This is a genomic window from Schaedlerella sp. (assembly GCF_056796775.1).
The window spans coordinates 1-26442 of sequence record NZ_JBQIKP010000060.1; the positions used below are offsets into that span (position 1 = coordinate 1).

A 26442-nucleotide genomic window follows, 5' to 3' on the forward strand; every position below is an offset into this window, starting at 1 on the left:
CGTAAAAGCGTTCCATTACTACTCGGAGAATAACGCTTCCGAAAACAATTAGAGGCAACAGGCTCTCTCTAAAAAATATATCCCGACAACTAATCATTCTCACTATGCCGAAAAATAACTTGCCGCACTTTAGAGAGCCTTAGTGACATTTGAATTTTCTTGTGGTATAGTGGACTTCCACTTTTAGGAAAAGGAGTTGATGATATATGCCACAGATGAATAAAGGCGGTAAATTTATTTTCGGAAAATCGCTGATACGAGATGACTTGACAATCCATCTCCCAACACAGGCTCTTACAGAGTACAACGCCACAGCAGAGAAAAAAGTCTATCTTTTTACTGGAAGCAAGGTCACTGGCGGCTTTTGTGTGACAAGAAAAGGATTGTTAGAACCGTCAAAATTAGGACACATTCTTACTGATAATCCGGCTTTACAGAATTATCAGACCGCAGAGGGCGAATTTGTCAAATACAAAGGGCGGTCATCTGTTGGGTAAATATTTCAGAGAATGGTGTAATTCAACTTAATCAGCAAATATTGGACTTCCTCAATCTGAAAATTGGAATGGAACTACTGTCTATCCGAAGCAGTGATATAGCTTTTACAATGGGTGCAACCGGTCCTCTGTTGGAAAGAGCCGACAATTATGAGGGCAAAATTCCCTTGTATTAAAAAAACAGGTATCATGATACCCGCCCGAAATCCAGTATTCCTCAAATAATTAGAGCCATTTTAGAGCCAAACAGCATAAAACAATCCCGGAAACGCCCATTTTATCAGCATTTCCGGGATTTTATCCGTTACTCGAACTCTATCGTCCCAGGCGGCTTACTAGTCAGATCATACATCACCCGATTCACCCCTCTGACCTCATTGATAATCCTGCTCATCACCTTATTCAGCACCACATACGGCACCTCCGCCGCTTCTGCGGTCATAAAATCGATTGTATTCACCGCCCGAAGCGCAACCGCATAATCATAGGTTCTCTCATCCCCCATCACACCCACACTCCTCATGTTCGTCAGTGCGGCAAAATACTGTCCTACCGTCGCCTTCATCCCGGCCGCGTCCATCTCTTCACGGTAGATGGCATCTGCGTCCTGCACGATCTTCACCTTCTCAGCCGTAATCTCACCAATGATCCGGATTCCAATCCCTGGCCCCGGAAACGGCTGCCGGAACACAAGCCTTTCCGGAATCCCCATCTCCAGTCCGGCCTTGCGGACCTCATCCTTGAACAGATCCCGCAGCGGCTCAATGATCTCTTTAAAGTCCACATAATCCGGCAGGCCGCCCACATTGTGGTGAGACTTGATGACCGCAGACTCACCGCCCAGACCGCTTTCTACCACATCAGGATAAATGGTTCCCTGCACAAGAAAATCAACCGCACCGATCCTCTTTGCTTCTTCTTCAAAAACCCGGATAAATTCTTCCCCGATGATCTTCCGTTTTTCCTCCGGCTCTTCCACGCCTGCCAGTCTGTCATAAAACCGATCCTGCGCATTGACACGGATAAAATTCAGATCATATGAACCCTCCGGGCCAAATACTGCTTCCACCTCGTCGCCTTCATTCTTGCGCAGTAGCCCATGATCCACAAACACGCAGGTCAGCTGGTTTCCGATCGCCTTGGACAGCATCACGGCCGCCACAGAAGAGTCTACGCCTCCTGACAGGGCGCAGAGCACCCTTCCGCTTCCCACCTTTGCCCGGATCTCCCGGATAGAGTTCTCCACAAATGCATCCATCCGCCAGTCTCCCGCACAGCCGCATACCTTTTTCACGAAGTTATTGATCATCTTCGTGCCCTCCTTTGTATGCAGCACCTCCGGATGAAATTGGATGGCATATAATCGGCGGGCTTCGTCCTCAGCCGCTGCTGTAGGACAGTCCGCAGTATGAGCCGTCACCTCAAATCCGGGGGCTGGCCGGGAAATATAGTCAAAATGACTCATCCAGCAGACCGTCTTTTCCTCCACGCCCCGGAACACTTTGGATTCCGCCTTGTCGATCAGAACCTCCGTCTTTCCATATTCCCGGACAGCCGCACGCTCGACCCTGCCTCCTAACTCCAGCATCATCAGCTGAGCGCCATAGCAAAGTCCCAGCACCGGAATCCCCAGTTCGAATAATTCCTTCGGACAAGTGGCCGCATCCTCCTCATAACAGCTGCTGGGACCGCCGGTCAGGATGATCCCCTTCGGATTCATGCTCTTAATGGTCCCAAGATCTGTCTTATAGGAATAAATCTCACAGTATACATTACACTCACGCACACGTCTCGCCACAAGCTGATTATACTGTCCGCCAAAATCCAGAACGATCACCAATTCTTTTTTCATCTGTTTCCTCCTTATTGTTCCTGATTGCATCTGCCAAGTCATCCCCGTCAGCTTTCATAAAAAAGTTCCAGCTGTACGGTTGGATGCTTAAAATATATTATACATTTTACACTGCTTTTTTCAGCATCCATCTTCCGCCCCTATAGCGGATCGTCATACATACCGCTCGGAAGCACCAATCAATGATCATGGCCATCCACACGCCAAACACACCCATTCCGAGGTATTTTCCCAGGATATAGCTGAACACGATCCGAAATACCCACATAGAGATCATGGAAATGTACATAGTCACCTGGGCGTCTCCCGCCGCCCGCAGAGTAGACGGGAGGCTGAAAGCAATAGGCCAAACCAGCATACTGCTTATGGTATGTAGATACATAATCTGCCGGGTAATCTCCGAAGTCACATCCGACAGGTTGTAGACCCGCAGAATGATCGGAAGCAGCAGCACGATAATGAGATTCATGATCCACATCCCGACATAGGTGATCAGGATCAGCTTTTTCGTATAATACTTCGCCTGGTCGTACATATCCGCCCCCACGCAGCGGGCAATGACGGTCGTAATCGCAAGGTTGACCGCCACACCGGGCAGAATCTCAAACATCGCGATCACATTGCAGACCGCATTTGCCGCGATCGCATAGGTGCCGAAGGAGGATACCAGGCTCAATACAAGGATCTTGCCCAGCTGGAACATGCTGTTTTCCAGACCATTCGGCACTCCAATACTCAGGATTCGCCGGATCATCCGGCCATCTGGCCGAAAGTGAAAATCCCGGTCGATATGTAAACGCAGCTTCTGATTCACAAGCATTGCAATGATCACCACAGCTGCCGTCATACGGGAGATCAGCGTAGGGATAGCAACGCCCTCTGTACCGCAGTGAAGCCCGTAGATCAAAAGCGCATTGCCGGACACATTGATCAGGTTCATCAGGATCGAGACCTTCATCGGCGCTTTGGAATCTCCCATCGCCCGGAAAATAGCCGCCCCCGCATTATACAATGCCAGAAACGGGATCGACGCGGCAACGATCAGAAGGTAAATATTAGCATGCCCCATGACATCCGCGTCAATAGAGCCGAATACGACATGCAGAATAAACCATTTGCCGCAGTAAATGATCACCATCAGGACAAGAGATACCAATGTTACGAACCAGACGATCTGCGTGGACGCGCGGCACGCCAGCCTTTCATCCCTCTGCCCCAGATACTGCCCGCAGATCACCGCTCCTCCGGCAGCCAGGGCAGAAAACGCATTGATGAACAGCACCATGATGTTATCCACCAGCGAGACGCCGGAAACTGCGGCTTCTCCCACTGTGGCGATCATGACCGAATCTGCCATGCCCACGAGCACCGCCAGAAACTGCTCAATGATCAGCGGTACGATCAGGACTGCCAGCGCCTTGTCATCAAACAAATATAATCTTCTTTCTTTTGTCTGCCTCATCTCAATTTTCCTCATTTCCTTCTATAAAAACTATCTCATTTGCAAAACTCAAACCTGCGCCAGACGCGGTGCTCCCGATTTTTTCTATAGGAAGATCCAAAAAACTTCTTATAGAAAAAGACTTCCCGGCGCATATTATACGCCGGGAAGCCCTTCAAATCAAGACCCAGATATATATTTTGGAAAAGTCACCATCGTGCCTGGCAACGGAAACAATCCCAAGGAGGATTCCATGATCCTCCGATAGCAGCAACAAAACGGATGCGAGTTATCCGTAAAAAATAGTACTATGAGGGGGGAGGGGTTGACTAAATTTTATGCTGCTATATACCTGGAAATCTCCTGCCTTAGCTGACTTACATCACCGTACACACGCAGTTCGGCAACGTTATTCAGCCCCAGATTCATGAGCCCGAGGAGCGACTTCGCATCCACGATAAGCCGGCCTCGTTTCATGTCCATTGTGATATCATATTTCTCAACAGTGTTTAAAAAGCTCAAGATCTCTTCAGGATTTCTGAACGTCACGTTAAAACAATTCATTGCTTTAATCTCCTTCATTACCTTCATTAGTCTCTTAACAGTGTATCCAAATATTCTATCTCTATTCAGCATAATCATAATAGCATACTTTTTCCTCCCTGTTAGGGGGAAATTTCCCAAAAAAGCGGAAAATTTTAATGTTTTATTGAATCTCCTTTCTATACTCCGTAGGGAGCATCCCCACCTCTTCCTTGAATACCCTACTCATATATTTCGGATCCGAATACCCTGCCAGCTCCGAGATCTGATTCATCTTCAGATGGGTCTCCACCAACAGCTCCTTCACCTTTTCAATGCGGTATTTCCGTACCGTTTCGGTAAATGTACTTCCGGTTTCCTTTTTAAACTGAGCGCTCAAATACTCTTCCGAAACAAACAGTTTTCTTGCCGTCTCCTCCAGCGTGATCCCCTGATTATAATACTTTCGGATCAGCACCTTCGCCCTCTGGATCAATTCGCTGACAGAGGGTTCTTCCGTCTTCGGTTCAGAATAGTCCAGAAACGTCATAAACTCACTCATATCCGTCTCGATCTGATTCCAGGTATCCGCCGACGCGATTCTCTGCAGGATCTTCTGGATCCCCAGTTCAGACTCTTCTTTCTTATCCTTCTGTGAAGTCACCAGGCTCCAGTTAAAGCGGATCAGACTTTCCTTAATCTGGGAAGGCAGATGATTCTCGTGCACCAGATGGTCATACAGCCGCTCATAGCAGCTTACAAGATCCTCCCAGTTTTTTTCACGCAGAGCCTTCTTTGCGCGATCCTCCAGTTCCAGCGGATACTTGATCGGCACGATCTGCTGCTTCTGGATCACCCGCTTACAGATCAGTGCCCTGTCCGGGAAACACAGATTCCACTCCAGTTCTTTTTTCATCTCTGGGATCACCCTGGACGCATCTAGAAGGTGATCCATTCTTCTCCATACACATACCAGCGGCTTTTTCAGATTATCGCACAGCATCGGTACAACCGATTTGCTAAAATAGGTATACTGCGACTCGCCCGCATGCTGTCGGTACAGGATCATCAGCAGCATATCCCAGCCCTTTAGCTCCCGGATATTGGCAGCAAATTTTACCGTATGGTCCGCCACATGCTCCAAAAGCTCCTTCGCCAGATCCTTTTGCTGCTCGTAGCCTTTTCCCAGCCAGACCATGAGCAGTTCAGCCGGTTCCTGTACCGTAAATCCATATTTTCCACGTGTCTGCTCATGAAAATATGCATCCGGCTTGAGCTGGCCGTTGATACACCCCATGAAAATATTCTCCAGCGAAAAACCGTATTCCTTATGCTGATCCCGCCGTATCTCCTCATCCACCTTCTCCAAAGCCCTCTTAAGCTCCGCGATCTTCAAGGGCTTCAGCAGATAATTGATGATCCCCAGCTCTATAGCCTCTCTCGCATACTCAAACTCCGAATACGCTGAGATCACCAGGACTTTACACCGGATCTGCTCTTCCTGAAGTTTTCGGATCATGGCCAATCCATTCATGTCCGGCATCCGGATGTCAACAATGATCAGATCCGGACGCACACTGCGGATCAATTCATATCCGCTCTGGCCGTCGTTCGCCTTTCCTACCACTTCATACTGCGGGTTAATCTGATGGAGAAGCTTTACCATTCCCTCCCGAATCGCAGCTTCATCCTCAACTATTACAATTCGCATGCTTTCCCCTCCTTCGCCATGCGCGCAAAAGCAGACTCTCGCCCGTCCGCTTATTTATCCATAAAATAATCCTAGCCATTACTCTGCATTTCCGTCCTCACTGGAATAAATAGATGTATCCTCGTGTAGCAGTCCAACAGGCTTTCGAAATATACTACAGCGTCTTCTCCATAGTATAATTTCAGGCGCTTCCTTACATTGGAAATTCCCACATGTTCGCCCATGTCTGCCGTCTCATCGTTCAATTTTCTCAAAAGCCCTTCATCAATTCCTCTTCCGTTGTCTTCGATGGTGATATGGATCTGACTGCCTGCCAGACCGACTCCTACCATCAGTATATCATCGCCTCCTCTATTTAAAAACGCATACTTCAGAGCATTTTCTATGAATGGCTGCAGAAGGAGTTTATGAATCTGCAGTTCCATCAGTTCTTCCGGAACCTGCAGCTTCAGTTTGGTTTTTCTGCTCAGTTCTACATTACCCAGCCAGACATAATGCTCTAGCCATTGAAATTCCGTTCGCAGTGTCGTCATATCATCGATATTTTTCACCGAATACCGCAGAATGTCTCCCAGCATCCCAAGCATCTCACTGATCTCATACTGCTCATTCTCTATCGCTTTCCAATTAATCATATCCAGCGCATTATACAGAAAATGCGGCGCGATCTGAGCTTCCAGCGTATTTGCCTGGGCCCGCTTCTGTTCCTCGGATGCCCGCTCTCCTAATTCCACCTGTTTCCGGATATGAAGAACCATCCTATTAAATTCCTTTTCAATCCTTCCCATATCCGGTATAATCCGCGTCTTTTCCGTAGTCTGAATCGTAAAATCTCCTTTTCCGACTCTGTTCATTGCATCCACATAGTCATTGACCACCTTCTGATATGGCTTTTTGATCAGATAGGCCATGATGGACACCACAAATGCAGAGACCAAAACGATGATTCCCAGCATCAGATACTGAATTTGGAGCAGATCCTTATAAGCTTTGACCGGCTGGATATTACAGATCGTAAATCCGCTGATATTGTTCAAAATGCAGGCATAGTGGTTTTCCTCCAGATTCATAAGCTCTCTGCAGTTGCGCCCGATGTCTGCTTTGGACGCGGAGCTCAGGATCCTCTCGCCGTCCAGCAGATATCCCTGCCGGTATCCGCTTCCATTCAGGACTTTGCAGATCTGTTCTTCATTGATATAAACAGCCGCGGTCGCCCGGCTCTCTCCTTTGAGTCCGGACCGCTCCAGATGTCCTGTGATCTGGAACATATAAACCCTTTTTTCATTGTCTATCACCGGTTCTGAAATTCCCCGGTATACATTGCCCTTTTTTACTTCCGGGATCTCCTGCCTCTCGATCCACGGGCTGCTGACAGACGATGAACTGAGACTATCATAAAAAACAGTCCCACCATCAGTTAACGAAATCATAATGCCTTCAAGTCCCTCGTACCGGCTGCAGATTGCTTCCAGCCTGTACTGCAGCATGCGGGTATTTTCATCCTCCTCATCCCCTGCTGCCTCGATACGTTCTACTATGTTCAAAATCTCTTTGTCCGTACACAGGTCATATAAAATCGTTGTATACTTCTCAAACACCATCTCCAGCCCTTGATTGGAAGTGTTCAGATTGCCTTCTACACGTTTCTCCATATCTTTCTTCTCTATCTTGACTGTGTAGAGTTGCATTGCCGCCGAAAAAAATAACACAGGAATCAATGCCACTGAAAGAAAGACGAACAGCAATCTAAGGGGCATTTTTTTTCTCATGAAACCTCCTTATTGAATTTTGACCAACAAATGGATAAGTCTGTCTTATCCCCAAATCCCCGCTATATATAGTATAACACACTTTTGGCGGCATGACGCATTTAATTCCTTTTTTCGCATACAGATTTTGGGAATTTTATGGCCAGCCGAATTTTTTTGTCATTTTTTTGAATTTTTTTCAAAAAAACACTTGATTTTTTTTTGAAGTCTGCTATAATAACGTTGTTGCGTCCGGTAAGAGCGGACAAGATACAATGCGGAATGGTGTAATTGGCAGCACAGCAGACTCTGACTCTGTTAGTAGGGGTTCAAGTCCCTTTTCCGTAGTCGGGAATCTGAATTAGCAGATTCCCTATTTTATCGGAGTGTGGCTCAGCTTGGTAGAGCGCTACGTTCGGGACGTAGAGGCCGCAGGTTCGAATCCTGTCACTCCGATTCGAAAAGTTATGATTTTAGAAGCTTTTATAGCAGTTAAGAGATCATCTGGAGACAGATGATTTTTTTATTTGATTGGGATCTGGCCGACCGGGCGAGAGGGGCACATGCCCTTCTTTTTTTCAGGGAACGGAACGGATCACATTATTTACCGTCGGTTTTGTCAGACCTGCAGAATTGCAGATTTTTTTCTGTGTCATGGTCTTTTGTCCATCCAGGGTGTACAGTACGAAGAGCAGATAGTGAATCTGCCTGCCCCCATACTTGCCACAATTTTTCCTCATCAGTCGTCATCGTGAATGAACTGCCGCATATGCGCTCAGACTGACAGAGAAAAGGAAGTGGCAGAATTTTCTTGTAAGTATCCACAAAATGCCTGATTTATAGGATTTTACGAAAAAACTTACGCAGAAATTCTGACACTCCCCCCAAAAAATCCGGCCTGGTTTCCTTACCGCTTTGCCTTCCGATACCCTGCATCCTCCGCTTCCTTTTCCGTCTCAAAGATCACAAGATACTTCGAATCTGCCATCTCCTCGTAAGCCGCCTGCCCCGGGCAGTGAAAGATCTTCGACCTGGAATTTCCCCGGATCTCGCCCTCCTGTGTCTCTGTGCCGTAAGCTTCTGAGCTGCCCAGAGAACTTTCCCCGGTTGCATAATCAATCTCGATCCCCGGCTGGACATTATACACAAATACATGAAAGGAAATCCCGTCCCCCTCATCTTCTACCGAAAACGCCTCCATCCGCACGCCGTCCGCCAGCAGGTTATCCTCCTCGAAAACCGGAGTCACCCTGTACAGGACATGATTGCCGGTTTCCCTGACATAATCGGCTACCATATTTTCAAAGGGAAGCATCCCTTCTACATTCATATAACGAGTCCCCGTGATCAGGTTCTTCTCATTTGCATTTTCACCGGAAAGCTGGTAGCCGATCAGATGGCATCGGTTATACAGATATTTTCCATCCACGATGTCATATTTCACAGTCTGCCATCCGGTGGGCTTCACCTGGCCGATACTCCCCCGCTTTTCCGTCGGCATCAGATCTGTCCCCACACTGGCATAAGCCGTGCCGCATCTTCCCTGTCGGTCCAGCTCAGCGTATTTTTCGAAGGATTCTTCTGTCCATTCCTCCTTCGAAAAATCGGGTTCATTGCCGTTAATCTCTACGTAGGGTTCGCCGGAATACTCCGGAAGCTCCGACAGCGCAATGATTTCAGTTTCCCTGGAATGCCCGCCGTCGCTGCCGCTTAACGCACCCAGCTCCGCGCATGCCGTTAACAACAGGCAGCACAGCAGTAACGGCAGCAGTCTCCAGCCGATTCGCTTACGTTCGCTTTTCATCTTGCCCTCTCGTAGACCTCCTTCGTAATCTTCTCATGGGACGTCCCTTTCAATTCCTCCGTTCTCTGAAGCTCCCAGAATCCGTCGGTCAGCTCCAGAGGAAAATACTGGTCAGCCGGATATCTTCGATTCCATTGATACAGGATCACCGTCCGGATCTTATCTTCAAAACCGGAAATTGGGATATCCTCTACAAAACAGATGTCTTCTTCCCCTGCTTCCTTCAAAAAGTCCTCTGATATTCTGATATCATTCTCCTGTACATCCCCGAATAGCTTACCGGAATATGCGCTCATATACAGCTTCTTTCCACCGCATTCCCGAAGGATATCCCCACATACCGCAGAATCCCGGCTCTGCCGCCGACGGTTGAACATCATTCCGTTTCTTTCATCCACACAGGCTATGATTATCATTGTTTAACTCCCTTCATATTCACCCTGCCTGCTTGATCCGCTCGATCGCCGCCACCGTATTTTCATAGCTGCCGAATGCCGTTAAGCGGAAGTACCCTTCTCCACTGGGACCGAATCCGGAACCCGGAGTCCCTACGACCCCTGTCTGTTCCAGCAGATAGTCAAAAAATTCCCATGAAGTCATCTTTCCCGGCGTTTTCAGCCAGATATAGGGTGCATTGATCCCGCCGGACACGCTGTAGCCCGCACTTTTCAATCCCTCGTAGATGACCTTTGCATTATTCATATAATAGGCTACCTGCTTTGCAAGCTGTGCCTTACCTGCTTCGGAATACACGGCCTCCCCTGCCTTCTGTACGATATAGGGGGCGCCGTTGTATTTTGTGCCGTGACGCCTTGCCCACAGAGAATGAAGTGTCACATCCCCACACTTTAATTCTTTGGGTATAATGGCCGCTCCCAGACGCACCCCGGTAAACCCGGCGTTCTTCGAGAAGCTGCGCAGCTCAATGGCGCAGGTTCTCGCCCCTTCGCATTCATAGATCGTGTGGGGCACATCCCTCTCGGAAATGTATGCCTCATAGGCAGCATCGTAGATGAGCACCGTCCCCGACTTGTTCGCATAATCCACCCACTCTTGAAGCTGTGCCTTTGTGATCGTGGAGCCGGTCGGGTTATTGGGAAAACACAGGTAAATGATATCAGGTGTCTCCTTCGGCAGCTCCGGCGCAAAATCCGTCTCCGCCGTACAGGGCATGTAGATCACGTCACTCCATGTCCCCGCTGTCGGATCGTAGGTACCGGTCCTGCCCGCCATCACATTGGTGTCCACATAGACCGGATACACCGGGTCGCAGACCGCGATTTTGTTGTCTATACTGAAAATCTCCTGGATATTTCCGGAATCGCACTTCGCCCCATCGGAAATAAATACCTCGTCGGCAGAGATATCACAGCCCCGTGCCTGGTAGTCCTGCTTCGCCATGGCACTGCGTAAAAATTCGTACCCCAAATCCGGGGCATATCCGTGAAATGTCTCCGCATGCGCCATCTCGTCCACCGCGCTGTGCAGGGAATCAATGATCGCCGGCGCCAGCGGCTGGGTCACATCACCGATTCCCAGACGGATGATGGATTTGTCCGGATTCGCCTCCGTGTAGGCGGCCACCTTTTTTCCAATCGTGGAAAACAGATAGCTTCCAGGCAGTTTCAGATAATTCTCATTGATTTTAAACATATTTCTTATCTCCTTTTACGTGTCAAAATGAAATCCGTACTCACACCTCAGGCCACTCGCCGTCAAATACCACCTCTGCCGGCCCGGTCATATAAACCCTGTCTTTTTCCCGGTCCCACCGGATCTGCAGTTCCCCGCCCAGCAGCTTCACCGTCACTTCCTCTTCGGTGTAGCCATTCAGCACACAGGCCACCGCCACCGCACAGGCTCCGGTGCCGCAGGCCAGGGTTTCTCCGGATCCCCGCTCCCAAACGCGCATCTCTGCCGTTTGTCTGTCCAGCACATGAGCAAATTCCGTATTGACCCGGTTCGGAAAGCATTCGTGGTGCTCAAACAGCGGCCCGATCTTCTCAATCTCCAGATTTTTCACATCCTTCAGAAAGACTACCCCATGGGGATTGCCCATGGATACTCCTGTTATGCGGTACTCCATATCATCCACCCGGATCGGTTCATCCAAAACCCGGTTTCCCAGGCCGATGATCGGAATCTGTTCCGCCTCCAGTACCGGGCTGCCCATATCCACCTTCACCAGCCTGACCCTGCCCTCTTCCACGATCAGATCCAGATACTTGATTCCTCCAAGAGTCTCTATGGAAATATGGGTCTGATCCGTCAGACCGTAGTCATAGACATATTTTGCCACACAGCGGATCCCATTGCCGCACATCTCCCCGCGGGAGCCGTCCGCATTGTACATCTCCATCTCAAAATCCGCCTTCTCGGAGGGCTTAATCAGGATCAAGCCGTCAGCCCCGATCCCAAAGTGCCGGTCGCTGACCCGCACCGCTGTCTCCGAAGGGCGCGCTACCTTTTCCTCAAAACAATTGACATAGACATAGTCATTTCCCAAGCCCTGCATCTTTGTAAATCTCATTTCTTTGTTTCCTCATTTCTGCTGTGATGTCATAACTCTGCTGTCTGGAAATTCGCTTTCCCTGACAGACGAACGGCAGGTCTCAGACAGAAGCCGCGCAGGCCATTCGCTGCTTACGCAGCTTCTGTCTGAGGCTGTTGGGCGTTCCGCCCCATATCAGTATGAAAAACCATCCTTCCGTAAGCAAACTTGCACAATCTGTTTTTTCATACTGCTGCCGTTCTGAATCATTTACAAATACTTTACACCGTATCTCGCATAATCGTCAACACCATCTGCGCAGTTTCCAGCATATTTGTCCCGCTGTCCATACTGCTTTTCTGCAAATACCGGTGAGCCTCTTCCTCGGACATGTGGTTTCGCTCCATCAGAAGGGCTTTCGCCTCTGCAATCACGGCCTTCTGCTCTGCACTCCGGTTCTTCGCCGCCTCCCGCCGCTTCTTTCTCCTGCGCTGGATCCCCTGCCGCAGCATTTCCACACTGTTGAGCAGATCATAGACCTTGAGGGGCATGGGCAGACCCAGAACGCCTGGTTCCAGTCCGTCGCTCCACTTCTCCGTTGAAGAAATCAGAAGCATTTCAAAGGTGTCCGGCAGGCATTCCCGAAGCTCCGAGTACATCATATCCTTCATCCGGTATCCGCAGATCACGATCCCTTCATCCATCGTATCCGCGCACTGCAGCGCCTGGGCGCCCGTTGTACACACCCCGGCCGCATCCAAGCCATTGCGGTTCAGGATATTCCGGATATTTACTCCCACTTCCTTTTTGGGAAATACAATGATCATATGAACCATCTCTGCTCACCCCCAGCCTGTTCCCCAATCGCAGACACGAATTTTCTGATCTTCGATGCAGACTCCGCAAGCCTGACTGCTTCAGCCGTCCTGCCGCGAACCGTCCGCCCCCTCATACCTTATACAGATAATTCGCGATCTCCCAGTCTGTCACCTGCATACAGTAATCCTGGTATTCCTGCTTTCTGGCCGCTATGATATCCGATGCCAGCTTCTGCCCCAGCACCTCTCGGATATACGCATCCTGCTCCAGTTCCCTCACGGCTTCCCCCAGATTTGCAGGAAGCTTCTCGATCTGCAGTCTTGCCCGCTCCTCATCCGTCATTGCCTGGATGTTCCTGTCGATGCCCTCCGGCGGCAGGATCTGATTCCGAATCCCGTCCAGACCGGCAGCCAGCAATACCGCAAATGCCAGATACGGATTTGCCGAAGAATCTGGGCTTCTCAGCTCAATCCTGGCATGCTCTCCCCGCACAAGCGGAATCCGCAGCAGAGGATTCCTGGTGCTTGCGGACCATCCCCGGTAAACCGGAGCCTCAAATCCCGGCACCAGCCGTTTATAGGAGTTTACCGTAGGATTGGTGATGCAGGTAATTGCCTGCATATGCTTCATCAGCCCGCCCATGAAATAATAAGCCTCCCGGCTGATCCCATTGGGATCCTCGTCGTCCCGGAAACTGTTTTTCCCGTCCTTGTGCAGGGACAGGTTCAGATGCATCCCGGAGCCTGCGGTTTCCGTCTTCGGCTTGGGCATGAATGTGGCGTGAAGGCCGTGCCGCTTCGCAATGGTCTTGACGACCATCCGGAAGGTCATGATATTGTCCGCCGTGACAAGCGCCTCGTCAAACTGGAAATCAATCTCATGCTGGGCAGGCGCGGTTTCATGATAAGAGGATTCGATGACAAACCCCATCTCTTCCAGGGTCAGCACCATATCCCGCCGGGCATTTTCCCCGAAATCCAGCGGACCCACGTCAAAATAACCTCCCTGTTCGTGGGTCAGAGTCGTCGGAAGTCCGTCCTCATCCGTATGGAACAGGAAAAATTCACATTCCGGCCCCGCCTTCATGGTATACCCCATCTTCTCCGCCTCTGCCAGCACCTTTTTTAAGACTTGCCGCGGATCGCTCTCGCAGGGTCTGCCGTCCGAACAATGGATATCGCAGATCAGCCGCGCCACCTTGCCCTGCTGGGGACGCCATGGAAAAATTTCAAATGTATTCAGATCCGGATACAGATACAGATCCGACTCCCCCGCCCCTGGAAAGTCGCGTATGGGGGAAGCGTCGAACATGCACTGGTTATCCATGGCTTTTTTCAGCTGGCTTACCGTCACCGCCATATTTTTCATGGTCCCGTATATATCAGTAAACTGCAGACGGATAAAGCCCACATCCTCATCCTCTACCATCTCCATGATATCTTTTCTTGTATAATTATGCATCCTGTGCCTCCTGCTCTTTTCTGTTTATTTTTTGGAGGATCCTGCGGCCTCCTGATACGCTCTGCTGAAAAAGGACGTTCTTCTTTTCGAAAAACGTCCCTTCAGTTTTATCATTTTCGTCAATCTGCCGACAGTAAAACTTTTTCTCAGCAGAATCACAGACCGTCCCTACACTTCAAAAATCAGGTCCCCATAAGAAGGCATCGGCCATACTTCCTTATCCACGATCATTTCCAGCTGGTCTACAGGTGCCCGCAGCGCCTCCATTGCCGGAAATACATCCGTATGATAATAATTTGCCTGTACCGGTCCTTCTTCCTTCGCCGCAGCTTCCTCTGTCACTCGGATCAGTGCCTCCAGAGCATCCTTCGTATCTTTCAGGAGCGCGGAAACCTCTGTCAGCAGCCCAGACTGTACACTCACATCCGCGCCTGCCGCCTTGACTGCCAGAATGGTGTCTGCCAGAGTCTTCGTATAGCCCATCACCGCAGGAATAATCTGCTTGCTGGCCATATCGATCATGGTACGCGCCTCAATGTTGATGGCTTTCGCGTATGATTCATACTGGATCTCCGCACGGGATTCCAGCTCAGCCTTTGTAAATACGTTGAACCTCTCAAACAGCTCCACGGCTTTGTCCGTGGTGATGGAGGGGATCGCCTCTACCATGGATTTGATATTCGGAAGCCCTCTTCTCTCCGCTTCTTTGACCCATTCCTCGGAATATCCGTTTCCGTTGAATACAATCCGCTGGTTCTCGATCATATATTTCTTGATCAGATCATGCACTGCCATATCAAAATCATCTGCACTTTCCAGGACTTCACAGGCATCCGCAAATGCTTCCGCAACAATCGTATTCAGCACAATGTTGGGATTTGCGATAGAATCCCGGGAACCCACCATACGGAACTCAAATTTATTTCCCGTAAACGCAAACGGCGAAGTTCTGTTTCTGTCTGTCGCATCCTTGGACAGATCCGGAAGCGTGGTCACACCGGTCTGCAGCTTGCCGCCCTTTAAGCTGTGTGTCGCTTCTCCGGTGCTGATGAGCTGCTCCATCACATCCTCGAGCTGCTCCCCGAGGAAAATGGAAATGATCGCCGGAGGTGCCTCGTTTGCACCAAGCCTGTGGTCATTTCCCGGATCTGCCGCAGACTCCCGAAGCAGATCCGCATGCTTGTTGACCGCCTTTAAAATACAGGACAGTACCAGCAAAAACTGTGTATTCTCGTGGGGTGTCCTGCCCGGGTCCAGCATGTTGATGCCATCGTCCGTTGTGATGGACCAGTTGTTGTGCTTGCCGGAGCCGTTAACTCCCGCAAAGGGCTTCTCGTGGAGCAGGCACTTCATCCCGTGCTGACACGCGACCCGCTTCAGTGTCTGCATCACGATCTGGTTGTGGTCTACCGCAATGTTGGCTTCCGCATAAATAGGAGCCAGCTCGTGCTGTGCCGGCGCAACCTCGTTATGCTGGGTCTTGGCCGATACGCCCACCTTCCACAGTTCAGTATTCACATCCCGCATGAATCCCGCGATCCTCTGGCGGATGGTGCCGAAATAATGGTCGTCTAATTCCTGACCCTTGGGCGGCATTGCCCCAAACAGGGTGCGCCCGGTATAGATCAGATCCTTCCTCTGCTGGAACTTCTCCGCGTCAACCAGGAAATATTCCTGCTCCGGACCTACGGAAGGAGTGACCTTTCTGGAGGTGGTATTTCCAAACAGACGAAGGAGCCTGAGCGCCTGCACATTGATAGCTTCCATGGAGCGCAAAAGCGGAGTCTTCTGATCCAGCGCCTCTCCTGTATAGGAACAGAATGCCGTCGGAATACAAAGTGTGCCGCCTGCCGCATCCTGTCTCACAAATGCGGGAGAAGTGCAGTCCCATGCCGTATAGCCTCTTGCTTCAAATGTAGCGCGCAAGCCCCCGGACGGAAATGAAGACGCGTCTGGCTCTCCCTTGATCAGCTCTTTTCCGGAAAAGCTCATCAGGATCTTTCCGCTGGGAAGCGGAGCGGAGATAAATGAATCGTGCTTCTCGGCCGTCACGCCGGTCAGAGGCAGAAACCAATGGGTATAATGGGTCGCGCCCTTTTCAATTGCCCATTCCTTCATCTCATGGGCAATGACGTCCGCTGTCTCAAGATCCAGTTCCTTTCCCTCTTCAATCGTCTTTTTCAGGTTTTTGTACACTTTCTTCGGAAGACGCGCCTGCATCACCGTATCGTTAAATACATTTTCCCCAAAAATATCTGCTACGTTGAAAAATTCTGTGCTCATAATTCCTTCCTTTCTGCATGATCCCTAATGAAGAATGATCGGGAAAACGCCCGCCCTGGACGAATCAATTCTGTCCTTATGTACAAGCCGTTTCCCGGCAGTTCCTGAAAGTAAAAGAGGACACTCCAAGCATTCTTGGAACGTCCTCGTTCTTTTCTACGTCTGTCAGTATAACTCAATCCTTCCAAAAAGGCAAGTAATTTTTAAACTTTTTTTCAGGCTTTTCCAACAGAACCGAATAATTCCATCTTTTCTTTTACGGTCGCCTGGATTGCGTCAAAGCCCGGCTTCAAAAGCTTACGCGGATCAAATCCCTTGCCTTCCAGGTCTTTTCCTGCTTCTACATATTCTCTTGTCGCTGCCGCAAAGGAAAGCTGGCACTCTGTATTTACATTGATCTTTGCAACGCCGAGAGAGATCGCCTTCTTGATCATGTCAGCCGGGATTCCTGTACCGCCGTGAAGTACCAGAGGCATGTCCCCTGTCAGCTTCTGGATTGCATCCAGAGTCTCAAAGCTTAAGCCTTCCCAGTTAGCCGGATATTTTCCGTGGATATTGCCGATTCCTGCTGCCAGGAAGTCGATTCCGAGGTCAGCGATTCTCTTGCACTCTTCCGGATCCGCGCACTCGCCCTTGCCCACTACACCGTCTTCTTCTCCGCCGATCGCGCCGACTTCGGCTTCCAGGGACATTCCCTTTTCATTGACGATAGCAACCAGTTCTTTTGTCTTCTCTACGTTCTCTTCGATTGGGAAATGGGAACCGTCAAACATAATGGATGAGAAGCCTGCTTCGATACACTTCATACATCCGTCGTAGCTGCCGTGATCCAGATGCAGAGCAACCGGAACCGTGATCTTCAGCTCTTCCAGCATGCCGTTCACCATGCCGACTACTGTCTTGTATCCTGCCATGTACTTGCCTGCGCCCTCAGACACACCAAGGATCACCGGGGACTTGCACTCTTCTGCTGTCAGAAGGATGGCCTTTGTCCATTCCAGGTTGTTGATGTTGAACTGTCCAACCGCATAGTGGCCTGCTTTTGCTTTTTGAAGCATTTCTTTTGCTGATACTAACATAATAACTTTCCTCCAATTCTCCCACCCCGCCGCTTTTATGCGGCGGGAATATTTTTAACTCTTGTACCATTATATCCCATTATCAAAAAAAAGACAATCTTAAATTTTACCGCTTCACAAAATATTCCTCATACCACACAAGGAATGTATAGATCGTCCAAACCTTTCTCCAGTTGTCCGAATTGCCCCCTATGTAATCCTCAAAAATCCCGTTGATCTCCTCCACATGGAAGAACTTCTCCGCAATCTCACTCTGGAAAAGTCTCCGCACATCCTGATTATACCGGTCGTCTGCCATCCAGATGCGGATCGGCACAATGAAGCCCAGCTTCTTACGGAAAGCGATCTCCTCCGGCAGCACCTTTGCCGCCGCGGTACGGAACGCCACCTTGTTCTGCTCTTCGTTCACCTTGTACCGGGAGGGCATCCTTGACGCAATGTCGAAGATCCGCATGTCGGTGAGCGGCATCCGGATCTCCAGACCTGCCGCCGTGCTCATCTTGTCCACATTGAGATAAATGTCCCCTTCCAGCCAGATCTGGATATCGATATCTGACATTTTAGAAAGCGGGTCAAGCCCTTCAATCTCCTCATAGATATCCCTGACCAGATTAATAGGCAGATTCGTCTCATCATACCGCTTCAGAATCCGCTTCTTCTCGTCTTCCTTCATAATATTGGTATTGCCCACATAAAAGGTCTTGAGATTCTCCCCGTAGCGCTCCGCATTGCGGTACATATTGTAGCCGCCGAAAAATTCATCCGCCCCTTCCCCGGAATAGCACAGCTTCGTGTGCTTCGCTGTATCCTGGCAGGCGATGGCAAACACGATGGCCGAGGCATCCCCCAAAGGCTGCTCCATATGGTACATGACATAAGGCACGATACCGAAATACTGATCCGGCGTGATCAGGCTGCGGAAGCACTCCCGGCCCAGAATCCTTCCCGTCTCCGCCGCCAGCCTGGACTCGTCGAAGCGTTCCTCCGCATAGCCGCAGGTATCTGCCGTCTTCGCATCGGACATGGCCAGCACATAGGAAGAGTCCACACCGCCGGACAGGAAAGATTCTGCCGTCTCGTCCTTTGCTTTCACCTCCGGCATGATCTGCCCGATGGTGCTGTGGATTTCATCCGCCCAGTCCTCCAGTGACTTGCTCTCATCCGGATGAAAGCTCGGCGTCCAGTAGCGCTCCACCGTAACCTTTCCGTCTTTCCAGATCAGATACCGCCCGGGCAGCAGCTTTTTCACACCCTTAAAAAACGTATCCTCTCCTGCGCCGTAGGTCAGAGTCAGGTAGATCTGCAGCATATCCTCGTTAAGTTCCTTCACAAATCCGGGCTGTTCCATGATCCTTCGGATCGTTGTGCCATAGAGCAGCCTTCCGTCCTCTGTCTGATAGTAATAGAAAGGCTTCGTCCCGAACTGGTCCCGGAGACAGAACAGAGTCTCTTCCTCCTCATCCCACAGCGCAAACGCAAACATCCCGTACATGTGGTCTGCCATCCGGCATCCCCATGCTTTGTATGCTCCTGCCAGAATCGCCTCCTCCCGCTCCCCGCGGGGCAGAGAAGGATCAATGTCCAGTTCCCCGCACAGCGCTTCCCAATTCCGGATATGGCCTCTGTATTCTTTTACTTTTATCATTGTCGTACCTCTCCTCTTCTTTTGTCAGAACTTCCCCGTCTGCCCATCAAATACCTCCGGCAAAGCTGTCTGGTACTATCGGTTCTATCTGATTTGCTTTCAGCACAGTAAGGAACTGCCATGAAATCACATTCCATGACAGTCCCTTACTGCTGCAAAGCCTGATCATTTCACAAGCTTTCTTCCATTTATATATACAGCCTTCACCTGAAGGTCCTTATCCAGCAGGACCAGGTCCGCATCCTTTCCCGGCGTAATGCTTCCGCACCGGTCATAAATCCCGATCTCCCGGGCCGGATTGGCCGTTGCGCAGCCTACCGCCGTCTCCAGCGGGATCTCCATATCCAGGACCGCCCTGCGCAGGCATCCCATCAGGTTCGTCGCGGAACCGGCAATGGTCCCGTCGGCCAGGGTTGCTTTCGCGCCCTTCACATACACATCCTGCCCGCCCAGTGTATACTCTCCATCGGTCAGCCCGGTAGCACGCATACTGTCGCTGATCAGGATCACCCGCTCTGCCCCGAACATCTCGAAAGTCGCGCGCACCACGGCAGGATGGATATGGATGCCGTCGCAGATCAGCTCCACATGGCAGTTTTCTGCATCCCGCGCGGCACCGATCACTCCCGGGTCCCGGTGGTTCAGAGGCGGCATGGCATTGTACAGATGGGTCACATGGCTGGCCCCCCTTGCCAATGCTTCCGACGCGGTATCATAATCCGCCGTCGTGTGCGCAATCGAAATGACCGTCTCATCCTTTACCTGGTCAATAAATTCCATTGCGCCTTCTGTCTCCGGCGCAATATCTACCAGACGGATGAGACCGCCGGATTCTTCCTGCAGCTTCCGGTACAGCGGCACACTGCAGGGGCGGATATGGTCCGCAGCCTGTGCGCCTTTCTTTTTTGCACTGATAAACGGGCCTTCCATATTGATGCCCACCAGCTTCGCTCTACCTTCTTCTCCCGCGCCTGATTTTTCCTGCTTCCGGTAATCTCCTGCCGTACTCATGATCTCATGAAGCTGCTTCTCTTCCAGCGTCATCGTAGCGGGGCAGATCGACGTGATACCACTGGAAGCCTCATACTCTGCCATCCGTCCGATAGCCTCCCCAGACGCGTCGCAGAAATCATCCCCCACGCATCCGTGAAAATGGATATCAATAAGCCCCGGAATGGCAAAGCAGCCTTCGCCGTCCACCGTCTCATCGTTTCCTGACGCTTCGGCCGCGAACTGTCCTTCTTTTATATAGATTTCACCTTCTGTAAAAACCTGGTCTTCTCCATATACCAATACATTTTTTATTACCATCTTCTATGCCTCATCACTTTCCCATAATCTATCTGCCGCGGCGGCGCAAAGCCATGATAGGTCCGTCTCCGCCGCAGGCAGCTTGAAACAGGCTCTTATTTGCACAGCACCCGAAGCGCCGCCTCGTCCGCAACCACGGTCACATCCTGATGCATCTGCAGGATGGATGCCGGTACTTCCGGTGTCACATCCCCTGAAAATGCCTTGGCAACGATCTCCGCCTTGTCCTCTCCGCTGACAACCACCAGGATCTTCTTTGCCTTCATGATCGTTCCGATTCCCATCGTGTAAGCCTGCTTCGGCACCTCATCCGCAGACGCAAAGAAGCGCTTGTTGGCTTCGATCGTGCTTTCGGTCAGGTCTACGCAGTGAGTAGCCTTCTCAAATACAGGCGCAGGCTCATTGAATCCGATATGGCCGTTATGGCCCAGTCCCAGAAGCTGCAGGTCAGCACCGCCCAGACTGTCGATCAGCGCTTCATATCTTTTGCATTCCTTCTCGGAATCTGGCTCCATACCATTGGGCACATTGGTACATTCCGGACGGATGTTCACATGATTGAACAGATGGTCATGCATAAAATAATAATAGCTCTGATCATTTTCCCGGTTCAGTCCCTTATACTCGTCCAGGTTCACGGTCGAAATCTTTGAAAAGTCCAGATCTCCTTTGTTGTACCACTCCACAAGCTGCTCATACAGCCCGATCGGTGTAGAGCCTGTAGCCAGCCCCAATACGCTGTCCGGCTTCATAATGATCTGTGCGGAGATGATATTCGCCGCCTTCCTGCTCATGTCCTTGTAGTCAGTCGCCTTAATAATTCTCATGTTGTCAGCCTCCTCATTCTATATTGCTGAATCCGTAACTGTTACCATGCCATGCCCGGGCCGGACAGTCACCTTAATTCTGATAGTTCCATACTACCAAATGAATGTAGGAATGTAAACCATTTCTACCAAACAATTCCAGAAAGAATCTAAAATCAATTTGCATAAAAAACAAATTTATGCTTGCACTATTGGAAATCATGTGCTATAATCAATCTTGCTTGTGATGCAGAAGTGTTATAAAAGTCGGAAGCATCCGCAGCAGAGCATGGCTCAGAGCATGGCTCCATGGTCAAGCGGTTAAGACGCTAGCCTCTCACGCTGGAATCAGGGGTTCGATTCCCCTTGGAGTCATTATTATTACCCAAAGCTTCGTTGGTTATACGGAGCTTTTTTTATTTTTTCCTTCGAGAATCTAATAACCCGCATGCTTGCAGCGGGATGGTTCTTTTTTTCTGAGAAAGTGAAGCCATTGAGGTTTGCGGCGCAACCGCGCAAAAAACAGCGGCGCGCAAAGCCCCGCTGTTTTTCATACCTTTTATTAAATTTCCAGTCCTTCTTCCTCTTTGATCTTCTCCAGCAGCTCTTCCTTCTTTTCCTCCAGATGCGCTTTGGTATCTTCCTTGACCATAATCAGAAGGCCCTGCTTCTTATTGAGAATTGTCACGCTATCGTGCTCCCCGCCAAATTCACCGTCCAGCGTCCACGGGATCTCCTCAATCGACTCAAAATGAATCTCGCCGGAACGGAAGGAATATACATGATTGGAATCGATCTGCTTGATCACCAGCGACGCAATGATCTCATTCAAGGCGATCGGGTTCTTCGGTGTCTTGATCAGCGTCACCTCAAACAGTCCGTCGTCAAATATGACATCCTTTCCGATGATCCCCTTAAATCCTCCTACCGACCGGGAGTTCGTCACCATACCGAACATGAAATCGTCCTCAATCACCTCTCCGTCATGCTCCACCCGAACATGGTATGACGGAATATTAAAGATCTGCTTAGAGCCTTCCAGGATATATGCCAGATGCCCCAGCACGTTTTTCATACTTTGCTTCGTCCCATAGGATACATCCGTAAACAAGCCGAATGCCGCAATATAAACAAAATAATCGTCATTAAATTTTCCCACATCGCAGGGATACGGCACTCCGTTCACCGCTACATCCGCCGCCTCCAGAATATTGCTGGAAATGTGCAGACTGTACGCGAAGTCATTGGTCGTACCGGCCGGAATATATCCGATGGGCACATGTCCTCCCCGCTTGGAAACCCCTGTCACCACCTCATCCAGCGTCCCATCCCCGCCGCTGCATACAATGATGTCATACTTCTCCGTATAAGTGACCGTTTTCGCCAATGCGTCGTGATAGCACTGGGTCGGATATGTGGTAACATCATAGCCGCCCTTTACCAGAATATCGATCACATCCGCAAGCTTCGGTTTTAATACACCGGTCCCTGCATTCGGATTATAAATAAACAGCATTTTCTTCATAATTCTTACATCTCCCCATACAGGCAAAACTCCGATTCTGTCATGCCCTGTTACAAAAAATATGAACTTACAGACAGAATTTTATGCCCGGAAAACACTATGAAATTATTTTGATGTCATAAAGAATGTCTTGATCCCCTCTGCTGCTTTTTCTTCATCTTCTCCCTCTGTGAAGATCGTAACCTCCTCCCCTTCTGAAAGGCTCAGACTCATCATCCCCATAATACTCTTGGCATTGATGCTTTTGTCTTCTACCTTGATATACACCTTACTTGCATACTGGCTTGCTTCCTGTACCAATAATGCGATCGGTCTTCCGTCAAGCCCCTTTTCCTGTCTTACGACAACTGGCATTTCAATCATAGTCCTGATCCTCCTTGTTCTTGTTTCACTTTTTCTGCCAATTCCTCCAGCTTTCGAAGTCTGTGATTCACTCCAGATTTCCCGACTGGCGGAGACAAGATTCCCCCCAGCTCTTTCAGTGATGCGTCCGGATGGGACAGACGGGCGAGCGCCACCTCTTCCAGTCCTTCCGGCAGTTTTTCAAAACCGATAGTGTCGCGCAAGTATGTAATATTCTCCATCTGCCTCACCGCAGCGGAGACGGTTTTGTTAATGTTTGCAGTTTCACAGTTTACCTTACGATTCACCGTATTGCGCATCTCCTTCAAAATCCGGACATTCTCCAGTTCCATCAAAGAGACATGCGCTTCCATGACATTCAGGATATCTACAATCTGAGACCCTTCCTTGAGATACACGACGTATGACTTCTTTCTCGGCACGATCTTGGCGTCCATCGAAAAGCTGCAGATCAGCTTCTGAATCTGTACCGCCATCGCTTCCGCCCCGCAGACGATTTCAAAATGGTAGGACTTCGCCGGATCGCTCATCGAACCTGCAGCCAGAAAGGCTCCCCTGATAAATGCCCGCCTGCAGCAGGTCTGCTGGACCACGATCGGATTCGCGACGCGCACCTCGTCAAACGCCCTCTCGGGCTCGTCGATCAGCTTCGCCGCCTGAAGGATCCGCAGCGCGTCGACATGGTGCCTGACGCTCACTGCATAGACGACGCTCTTCTTCGTCATGTTCTTCCGAATTGAGATATCAGCATCTATATTAAATGTTTTTTCGATCAATGTAAAGACTTTTCTTGCAACAGCCTGATTTTCCGTGTGGATTTTTAAACGGTACCGGTTCCCGCTGTCTATGGAAATCGAACCGCAAATACTCAGCAAAGCCGCTAATTCCGCAATCTGGCAGTGTCTGGCCGGACTCAGGCTCCTGGAAAGTTCTTCCTTTACGTTCCCAGAAAATGACATGTCCGCTTCCGCCTTTCAGTGTGCTTTTACGATGGCATCCTTTTCAATGTCCCTGTGTTCGATCCGCACACCATAGTTTTCTTTCTTTTCCATATGCCGGTACAGGACATTTGCCAGTGTAACGGAACGATGCTTCCCTCCGGTACATCCGATCCCGATCACAAGCTGGTTCTTTCCCTCCAGAATATAATTCGGAAGCAGGAAATCCATAAGCTCCTCCAGTTTCTCCACAAAAATCTGCGCCCGTTCATTGTCCAGGACATACTCCTGTACCTCCCGGTCATTCCCTGTCTTTTCCTTCAGACCTTCTATATAGTAAGGATTGGGCAGGAAACGTACGTCAAAGACCAGATCCGCGTCCTGCGGGATTCCATATTTGAAGCCGAAGGACATCACGGAAATGTACAGGTTTTTGAATTCCTTTCCTTCCACAAAGATCTTTTCCAGCTCCTGCTTCAATTCCCTGGTCAGCATCTTACTTGTATCCAGTATATACGTGGCACGCATTTTTAAGAACGCGATCCGTTCCCGCTCTTTCGCGATCCCAATGTCCACCCTGCCGATGCCGCCCAGGGGATGCTGCCTGCGTGTCTCCTTGTACCGTTTGACAAGTACGTTGTCCCTTGCGTCTAAAAACAAGATCTCATACTGGATCCCCTGATCGTCCATATGGGAGAGCTGTTCTTCGATCCCGTCCAGTGCCTGGCCGTTCCGAATGTCCACGCCGAGCGCCGCCTGGCTGATCTCCGCATCCGGCAGCATCAGCATCTCCGCAAACTTCGGCATTAGCTGGATGGGCAGGTTATCCACACAAAAATATCCCATGTCCTCCAGCATCTTCAGCGCGGTAGACTTCCCGGCCCCCGACATCCCCGTTACTATGACAAATCTCATCCGCCCCATCCTCCATCCTTTCCGTTTCGGGAATTTCTCCCCCTGCTTTCTGTACTCACAGCCGACGAAGTCTGCAGTGAGTATTGTGCCATCCGCAGCCGCAAAGCGTCATAATGCCCGATTAAAATTCTCCGATCAGCTTCACTTCCGGCTCCAGCCGGACTCCGAACCGCGTATAGACCTTTTCCGATACCTGCTCCATCAGAGAGCGGATATCCATTGCCGAAGCCTGGTCCTTATTGATCACGAACCCGCAGTGCTTCTCCGACACCTGGGCCCCGCCCACCTGGAATCCTCTCAGGCCCGCGTCCTGAATGAGCTTCCCCGCGAAATACCCCTCCGGCCGTTTGAACGTGCTTCCGGCGCTGGGATATTCCAGAGGCTGCTTGGAGGTACGCAGAAATTTCAGTTCCTCCATACGGCTCTGGATCGCCGACGGATCCCCAGGCTCCAACTGGATGGACGCGCTGAGGATCACACCGCCGTTCCTGGAAAATACACTGCTCCGGTAGCCCAGTTCCATCTCTTCCGCCAGAACATCCTCGATCTCTCCAGACGCGTTCAGAATCTGGGCCTGAATCAACACCTGCTTCATCTCCCCGCCGTAAGCCCCGGCGTTCATCATCACCGCGCCCCCCAGCGACCCCGGGATCCCGGAGGCAAATTCAAACCCTGTCAGCCCTTTTGCCTGGGCCTCTGCCGCAACTTTTGACAAAAGCGCTCCGGCCTGGGCCTGGATCACGGTATCCTGGATCCGGATCCGGTTCATCTTTTTGCAGATCTGCAGGATCACTCCCCGATACCCCCGGTCCCCTACCAGAAGGTTGCTGCCGTTTCCCATAATATAGCGCGGAACTTGCGCCTCCTTCAAGAGAGACAGCGTCTTACGGACCTGCCCTTCCTTCTCAGGCGTCACAAAGAAATCCGCCGGACCGCCTGCCCGGAACGTGGTATGCCTGCTCATCGGCTCTTTTGTAAATACATTCTCTTCTCCCAGTATCCCGCATAATTCCTGATACAAATCCATATACCGTCTCCATTCATTTTTCTAATAGCTTTGTCTGTTAAATTTAATATACAATAAAACGGATTGAAATTCAACTTGCAAATTTCGCCGGAATGATGTATAGTCCCGTTTTCGACACTTGTGAACTAAAAAAATCCGATAATCCTTATAAATACTGGGGTTATCGGATTTTTCCTTGTAAATAAATGTTGTATGTGAACCCTA

General features: G+C 50.2%; 23 protein-coding genes and 3 tRNA genes. 4 read left to right on the top strand and 22 right to left on the bottom strand.

Annotated elements, in window-relative coordinates; translation table 11 throughout:
- Window positions 1-206 precede the first annotated feature (206 nt).
- The gene (locus ACTOY7_RS18920) at window positions 207-497 is read left to right on the top strand and encodes a hypothetical protein (protein ID WP_482672534.1); all 291 of its coding nucleotides are present in this window, start codon (window positions 207-209) and stop codon (window positions 495-497) included.
- Between the two features lie 304 nt (window positions 498-801).
- Here the strand turns inward: ACTOY7_RS18920 and guaA are convergent, their stop codons facing one another.
- From guaA to ACTOY7_RS18945, 5 genes are all read right to left on the bottom strand, one after another.
- The gene (gene guaA / locus ACTOY7_RS18925; protein WP_482672312.1) at window positions 802-2349 is read right to left on the bottom strand and encodes a glutamine-hydrolyzing GMP synthase; all 1548 of its coding nucleotides are present in this window, start codon (window positions 2347-2349) and stop codon (window positions 802-804) included.
- Window positions 2350-2455: 106 nt separating this feature from the next.
- Window positions 2456-3811 carry an MATE family efflux transporter gene (locus ACTOY7_RS18930; protein ID WP_300884304.1) on the bottom strand — a complete coding sequence of 452 codons (1356 nt, stop codon included), beginning with the start codon at window positions 3809-3811 and terminating at the stop codon, window positions 2456-2458.
- A 315-nt stretch (window positions 3812-4126) separates the two neighbouring features.
- Window positions 4127-4354 (bottom strand): HPr family phosphocarrier protein, encoded by a 228-nt coding sequence (locus ACTOY7_RS18935; protein ID WP_160280325.1) that lies wholly within the window; start codon window positions 4352-4354, stop codon window positions 4127-4129.
- 142 nt (window positions 4355-4496) lie between these two features.
- Window positions 4497-6023, bottom strand: coding sequence for a response regulator transcription factor (locus ACTOY7_RS18940; protein WP_160280105.1), 1527 nt, complete (start codon window positions 6021-6023; stop codon window positions 4497-4499).
- Between the two features lie 71 nt (window positions 6024-6094).
- A complete protein-coding gene (locus ACTOY7_RS18945) occupies window positions 6095-7675 on the bottom strand; it encodes a sensor histidine kinase (protein ID WP_482671354.1) in 1581 nt (526 codons plus the stop codon).
- 372 nt (window positions 7676-8047) lie between these two features.
- Between ACTOY7_RS18945 and ACTOY7_RS18950 the strand changes: the two genes are divergently transcribed.
- Both ACTOY7_RS18950 and ACTOY7_RS18955 read left to right on the top strand, forming a co-directional pair.
- Window positions 8048-8119: transfer RNA gene (locus ACTOY7_RS18950), tRNA-Gln, on the top strand.
- A gap of 34 nt (window positions 8120-8153) precedes the next feature.
- A tRNA-Pro gene (locus tag ACTOY7_RS18955) sits at window positions 8154-8227 on the top strand.
- Between the two features lie 122 nt (window positions 8228-8349).
- On the opposite strand, the gene ACTOY7_RS18960 is transcribed toward ACTOY7_RS18955, so the two are convergent.
- The 12 genes from ACTOY7_RS18960 to nagB all read right to left on the bottom strand — a co-directional run bounded on the left by ACTOY7_RS18960 (window position 8350) and on the right by nagB (window position 21491).
- Window positions 8350-8511 carry a hypothetical protein gene (locus tag ACTOY7_RS18960; protein ID WP_160280109.1) on the bottom strand — a complete coding sequence of 54 codons (162 nt, stop codon included), beginning with the start codon at window positions 8509-8511 and terminating at the stop codon, window positions 8350-8352.
- A 167-nt stretch (window positions 8512-8678) separates the two neighbouring features.
- Entirely contained in the window at window positions 8679-9575 is an 897-nt protein-coding gene (locus tag ACTOY7_RS18965; RefSeq protein ID WP_300884302.1) for a DNA/RNA non-specific endonuclease, read from the bottom strand.
- A complete protein-coding gene (locus ACTOY7_RS18970; RefSeq protein ID WP_160280113.1) occupies window positions 9572-9991 on the bottom strand; it encodes a ribonuclease Z in 420 nt (139 codons plus the stop codon). The genes ACTOY7_RS18965 and ACTOY7_RS18970 overlap by 4 nt, the downstream gene beginning before the upstream one ends.
- Window positions 9992-10010: 19 nt before the next feature.
- The gene (locus ACTOY7_RS18975; RefSeq protein WP_300884301.1) at window positions 10011-11228 is read right to left on the bottom strand and encodes an LL-diaminopimelate aminotransferase; all 1218 of its coding nucleotides are present in this window, start codon (window positions 11226-11228) and stop codon (window positions 10011-10013) included.
- Window positions 11229-11268: 40 nt separating this feature from the next.
- Entirely contained in the window at window positions 11269-12105 is an 837-nt protein-coding gene (dapF, locus tag ACTOY7_RS18980) for a diaminopimelate epimerase (protein WP_300822823.1), read from the bottom strand.
- Between the two features lie 242 nt (window positions 12106-12347).
- Window positions 12348-12902 (bottom strand): ANTAR domain-containing response regulator, encoded by a 555-nt coding sequence (locus ACTOY7_RS18985; RefSeq protein ID WP_160280119.1) that lies wholly within the window; start codon window positions 12900-12902, stop codon window positions 12348-12350.
- A 112-nt stretch (window positions 12903-13014) separates the two neighbouring features.
- Window positions 13015-14346 (bottom strand): glutamine synthetase family protein, encoded by a 1332-nt coding sequence (locus ACTOY7_RS18990; protein WP_300884300.1) that lies wholly within the window; start codon window positions 14344-14346, stop codon window positions 13015-13017.
- Window positions 14347-14514: 168 nt separating this feature from the next.
- Window positions 14515-16629 (bottom strand): glutamine synthetase III family protein, encoded by a 2115-nt coding sequence (locus tag ACTOY7_RS18995; RefSeq protein WP_160280123.1) that lies wholly within the window; start codon window positions 16627-16629, stop codon window positions 14515-14517.
- A 215-nt stretch (window positions 16630-16844) separates the two neighbouring features.
- Window positions 16845-17708, bottom strand: a complete 864-nt coding sequence (fba, locus tag ACTOY7_RS19000) for a class II fructose-1,6-bisphosphate aldolase (protein ID WP_004078062.1) — start codon at window positions 17706-17708, stop codon at window positions 16845-16847.
- Between the two features lie 106 nt (window positions 17709-17814).
- Entirely contained in the window at window positions 17815-19353 is a 1539-nt protein-coding gene (locus ACTOY7_RS19005; RefSeq protein ID WP_482671355.1) for an asparagine synthetase B family protein, read from the bottom strand.
- 165 nt (window positions 19354-19518) lie between these two features.
- Window positions 19519-20664, bottom strand: a complete 1146-nt coding sequence (gene nagA / locus ACTOY7_RS19010) for an N-acetylglucosamine-6-phosphate deacetylase (RefSeq protein WP_160280126.1) — start codon at window positions 20662-20664, stop codon at window positions 19519-19521.
- A gap of 95 nt (window positions 20665-20759) precedes the next feature.
- Window positions 20760-21491 (bottom strand): glucosamine-6-phosphate deaminase, encoded by a 732-nt coding sequence (gene nagB / locus ACTOY7_RS19015; protein ID WP_160280128.1) that lies wholly within the window; start codon window positions 21489-21491, stop codon window positions 20760-20762.
- 282 nt (window positions 21492-21773) lie between these two features.
- Between nagB and ACTOY7_RS19020 the strand changes: the two genes are divergently transcribed.
- Window positions 21774-21845, top strand: a tRNA-Glu gene (locus ACTOY7_RS19020).
- Between the two features lie 187 nt (window positions 21846-22032).
- Here the strand turns inward: ACTOY7_RS19020 and ACTOY7_RS19025 are convergent.
- The 5 genes from ACTOY7_RS19025 to murB form a co-directional block, all read right to left on the bottom strand.
- A complete protein-coding gene (locus ACTOY7_RS19025; protein WP_482671356.1) occupies window positions 22033-22995 on the bottom strand; it encodes a diacylglycerol/lipid kinase family protein in 963 nt (320 codons plus the stop codon).
- A 105-nt stretch (window positions 22996-23100) separates the two neighbouring features.
- The gene (locus tag ACTOY7_RS19030) at window positions 23101-23358 is read right to left on the bottom strand and encodes an HPr family phosphocarrier protein (RefSeq protein WP_004078084.1); all 258 of its coding nucleotides are present in this window, start codon (window positions 23356-23358) and stop codon (window positions 23101-23103) included.
- Window positions 23355-24317 carry a DNA-binding protein WhiA gene (gene whiA / locus ACTOY7_RS19035; RefSeq protein ID WP_160280134.1) on the bottom strand — a complete coding sequence of 321 codons (963 nt, stop codon included), beginning with the start codon at window positions 24315-24317 and terminating at the stop codon, window positions 23355-23357. Before whiA ends, ACTOY7_RS19030 begins: the two co-directional genes overlap by 4 nt.
- A gap of 15 nt (window positions 24318-24332) precedes the next feature.
- A complete protein-coding gene (rapZ, locus tag ACTOY7_RS19040; protein WP_160280135.1) occupies window positions 24333-25211 on the bottom strand; it encodes an RNase adapter RapZ in 879 nt (292 codons plus the stop codon).
- A 121-nt stretch (window positions 25212-25332) separates the two neighbouring features.
- Window positions 25333-26238 (bottom strand): UDP-N-acetylmuramate dehydrogenase, encoded by a 906-nt coding sequence (gene murB / locus ACTOY7_RS19045; protein WP_300822839.1) that lies wholly within the window; start codon window positions 26236-26238, stop codon window positions 25333-25335.
- Between the last annotated feature and the right edge of the window lie 204 nt (window positions 26239-26442).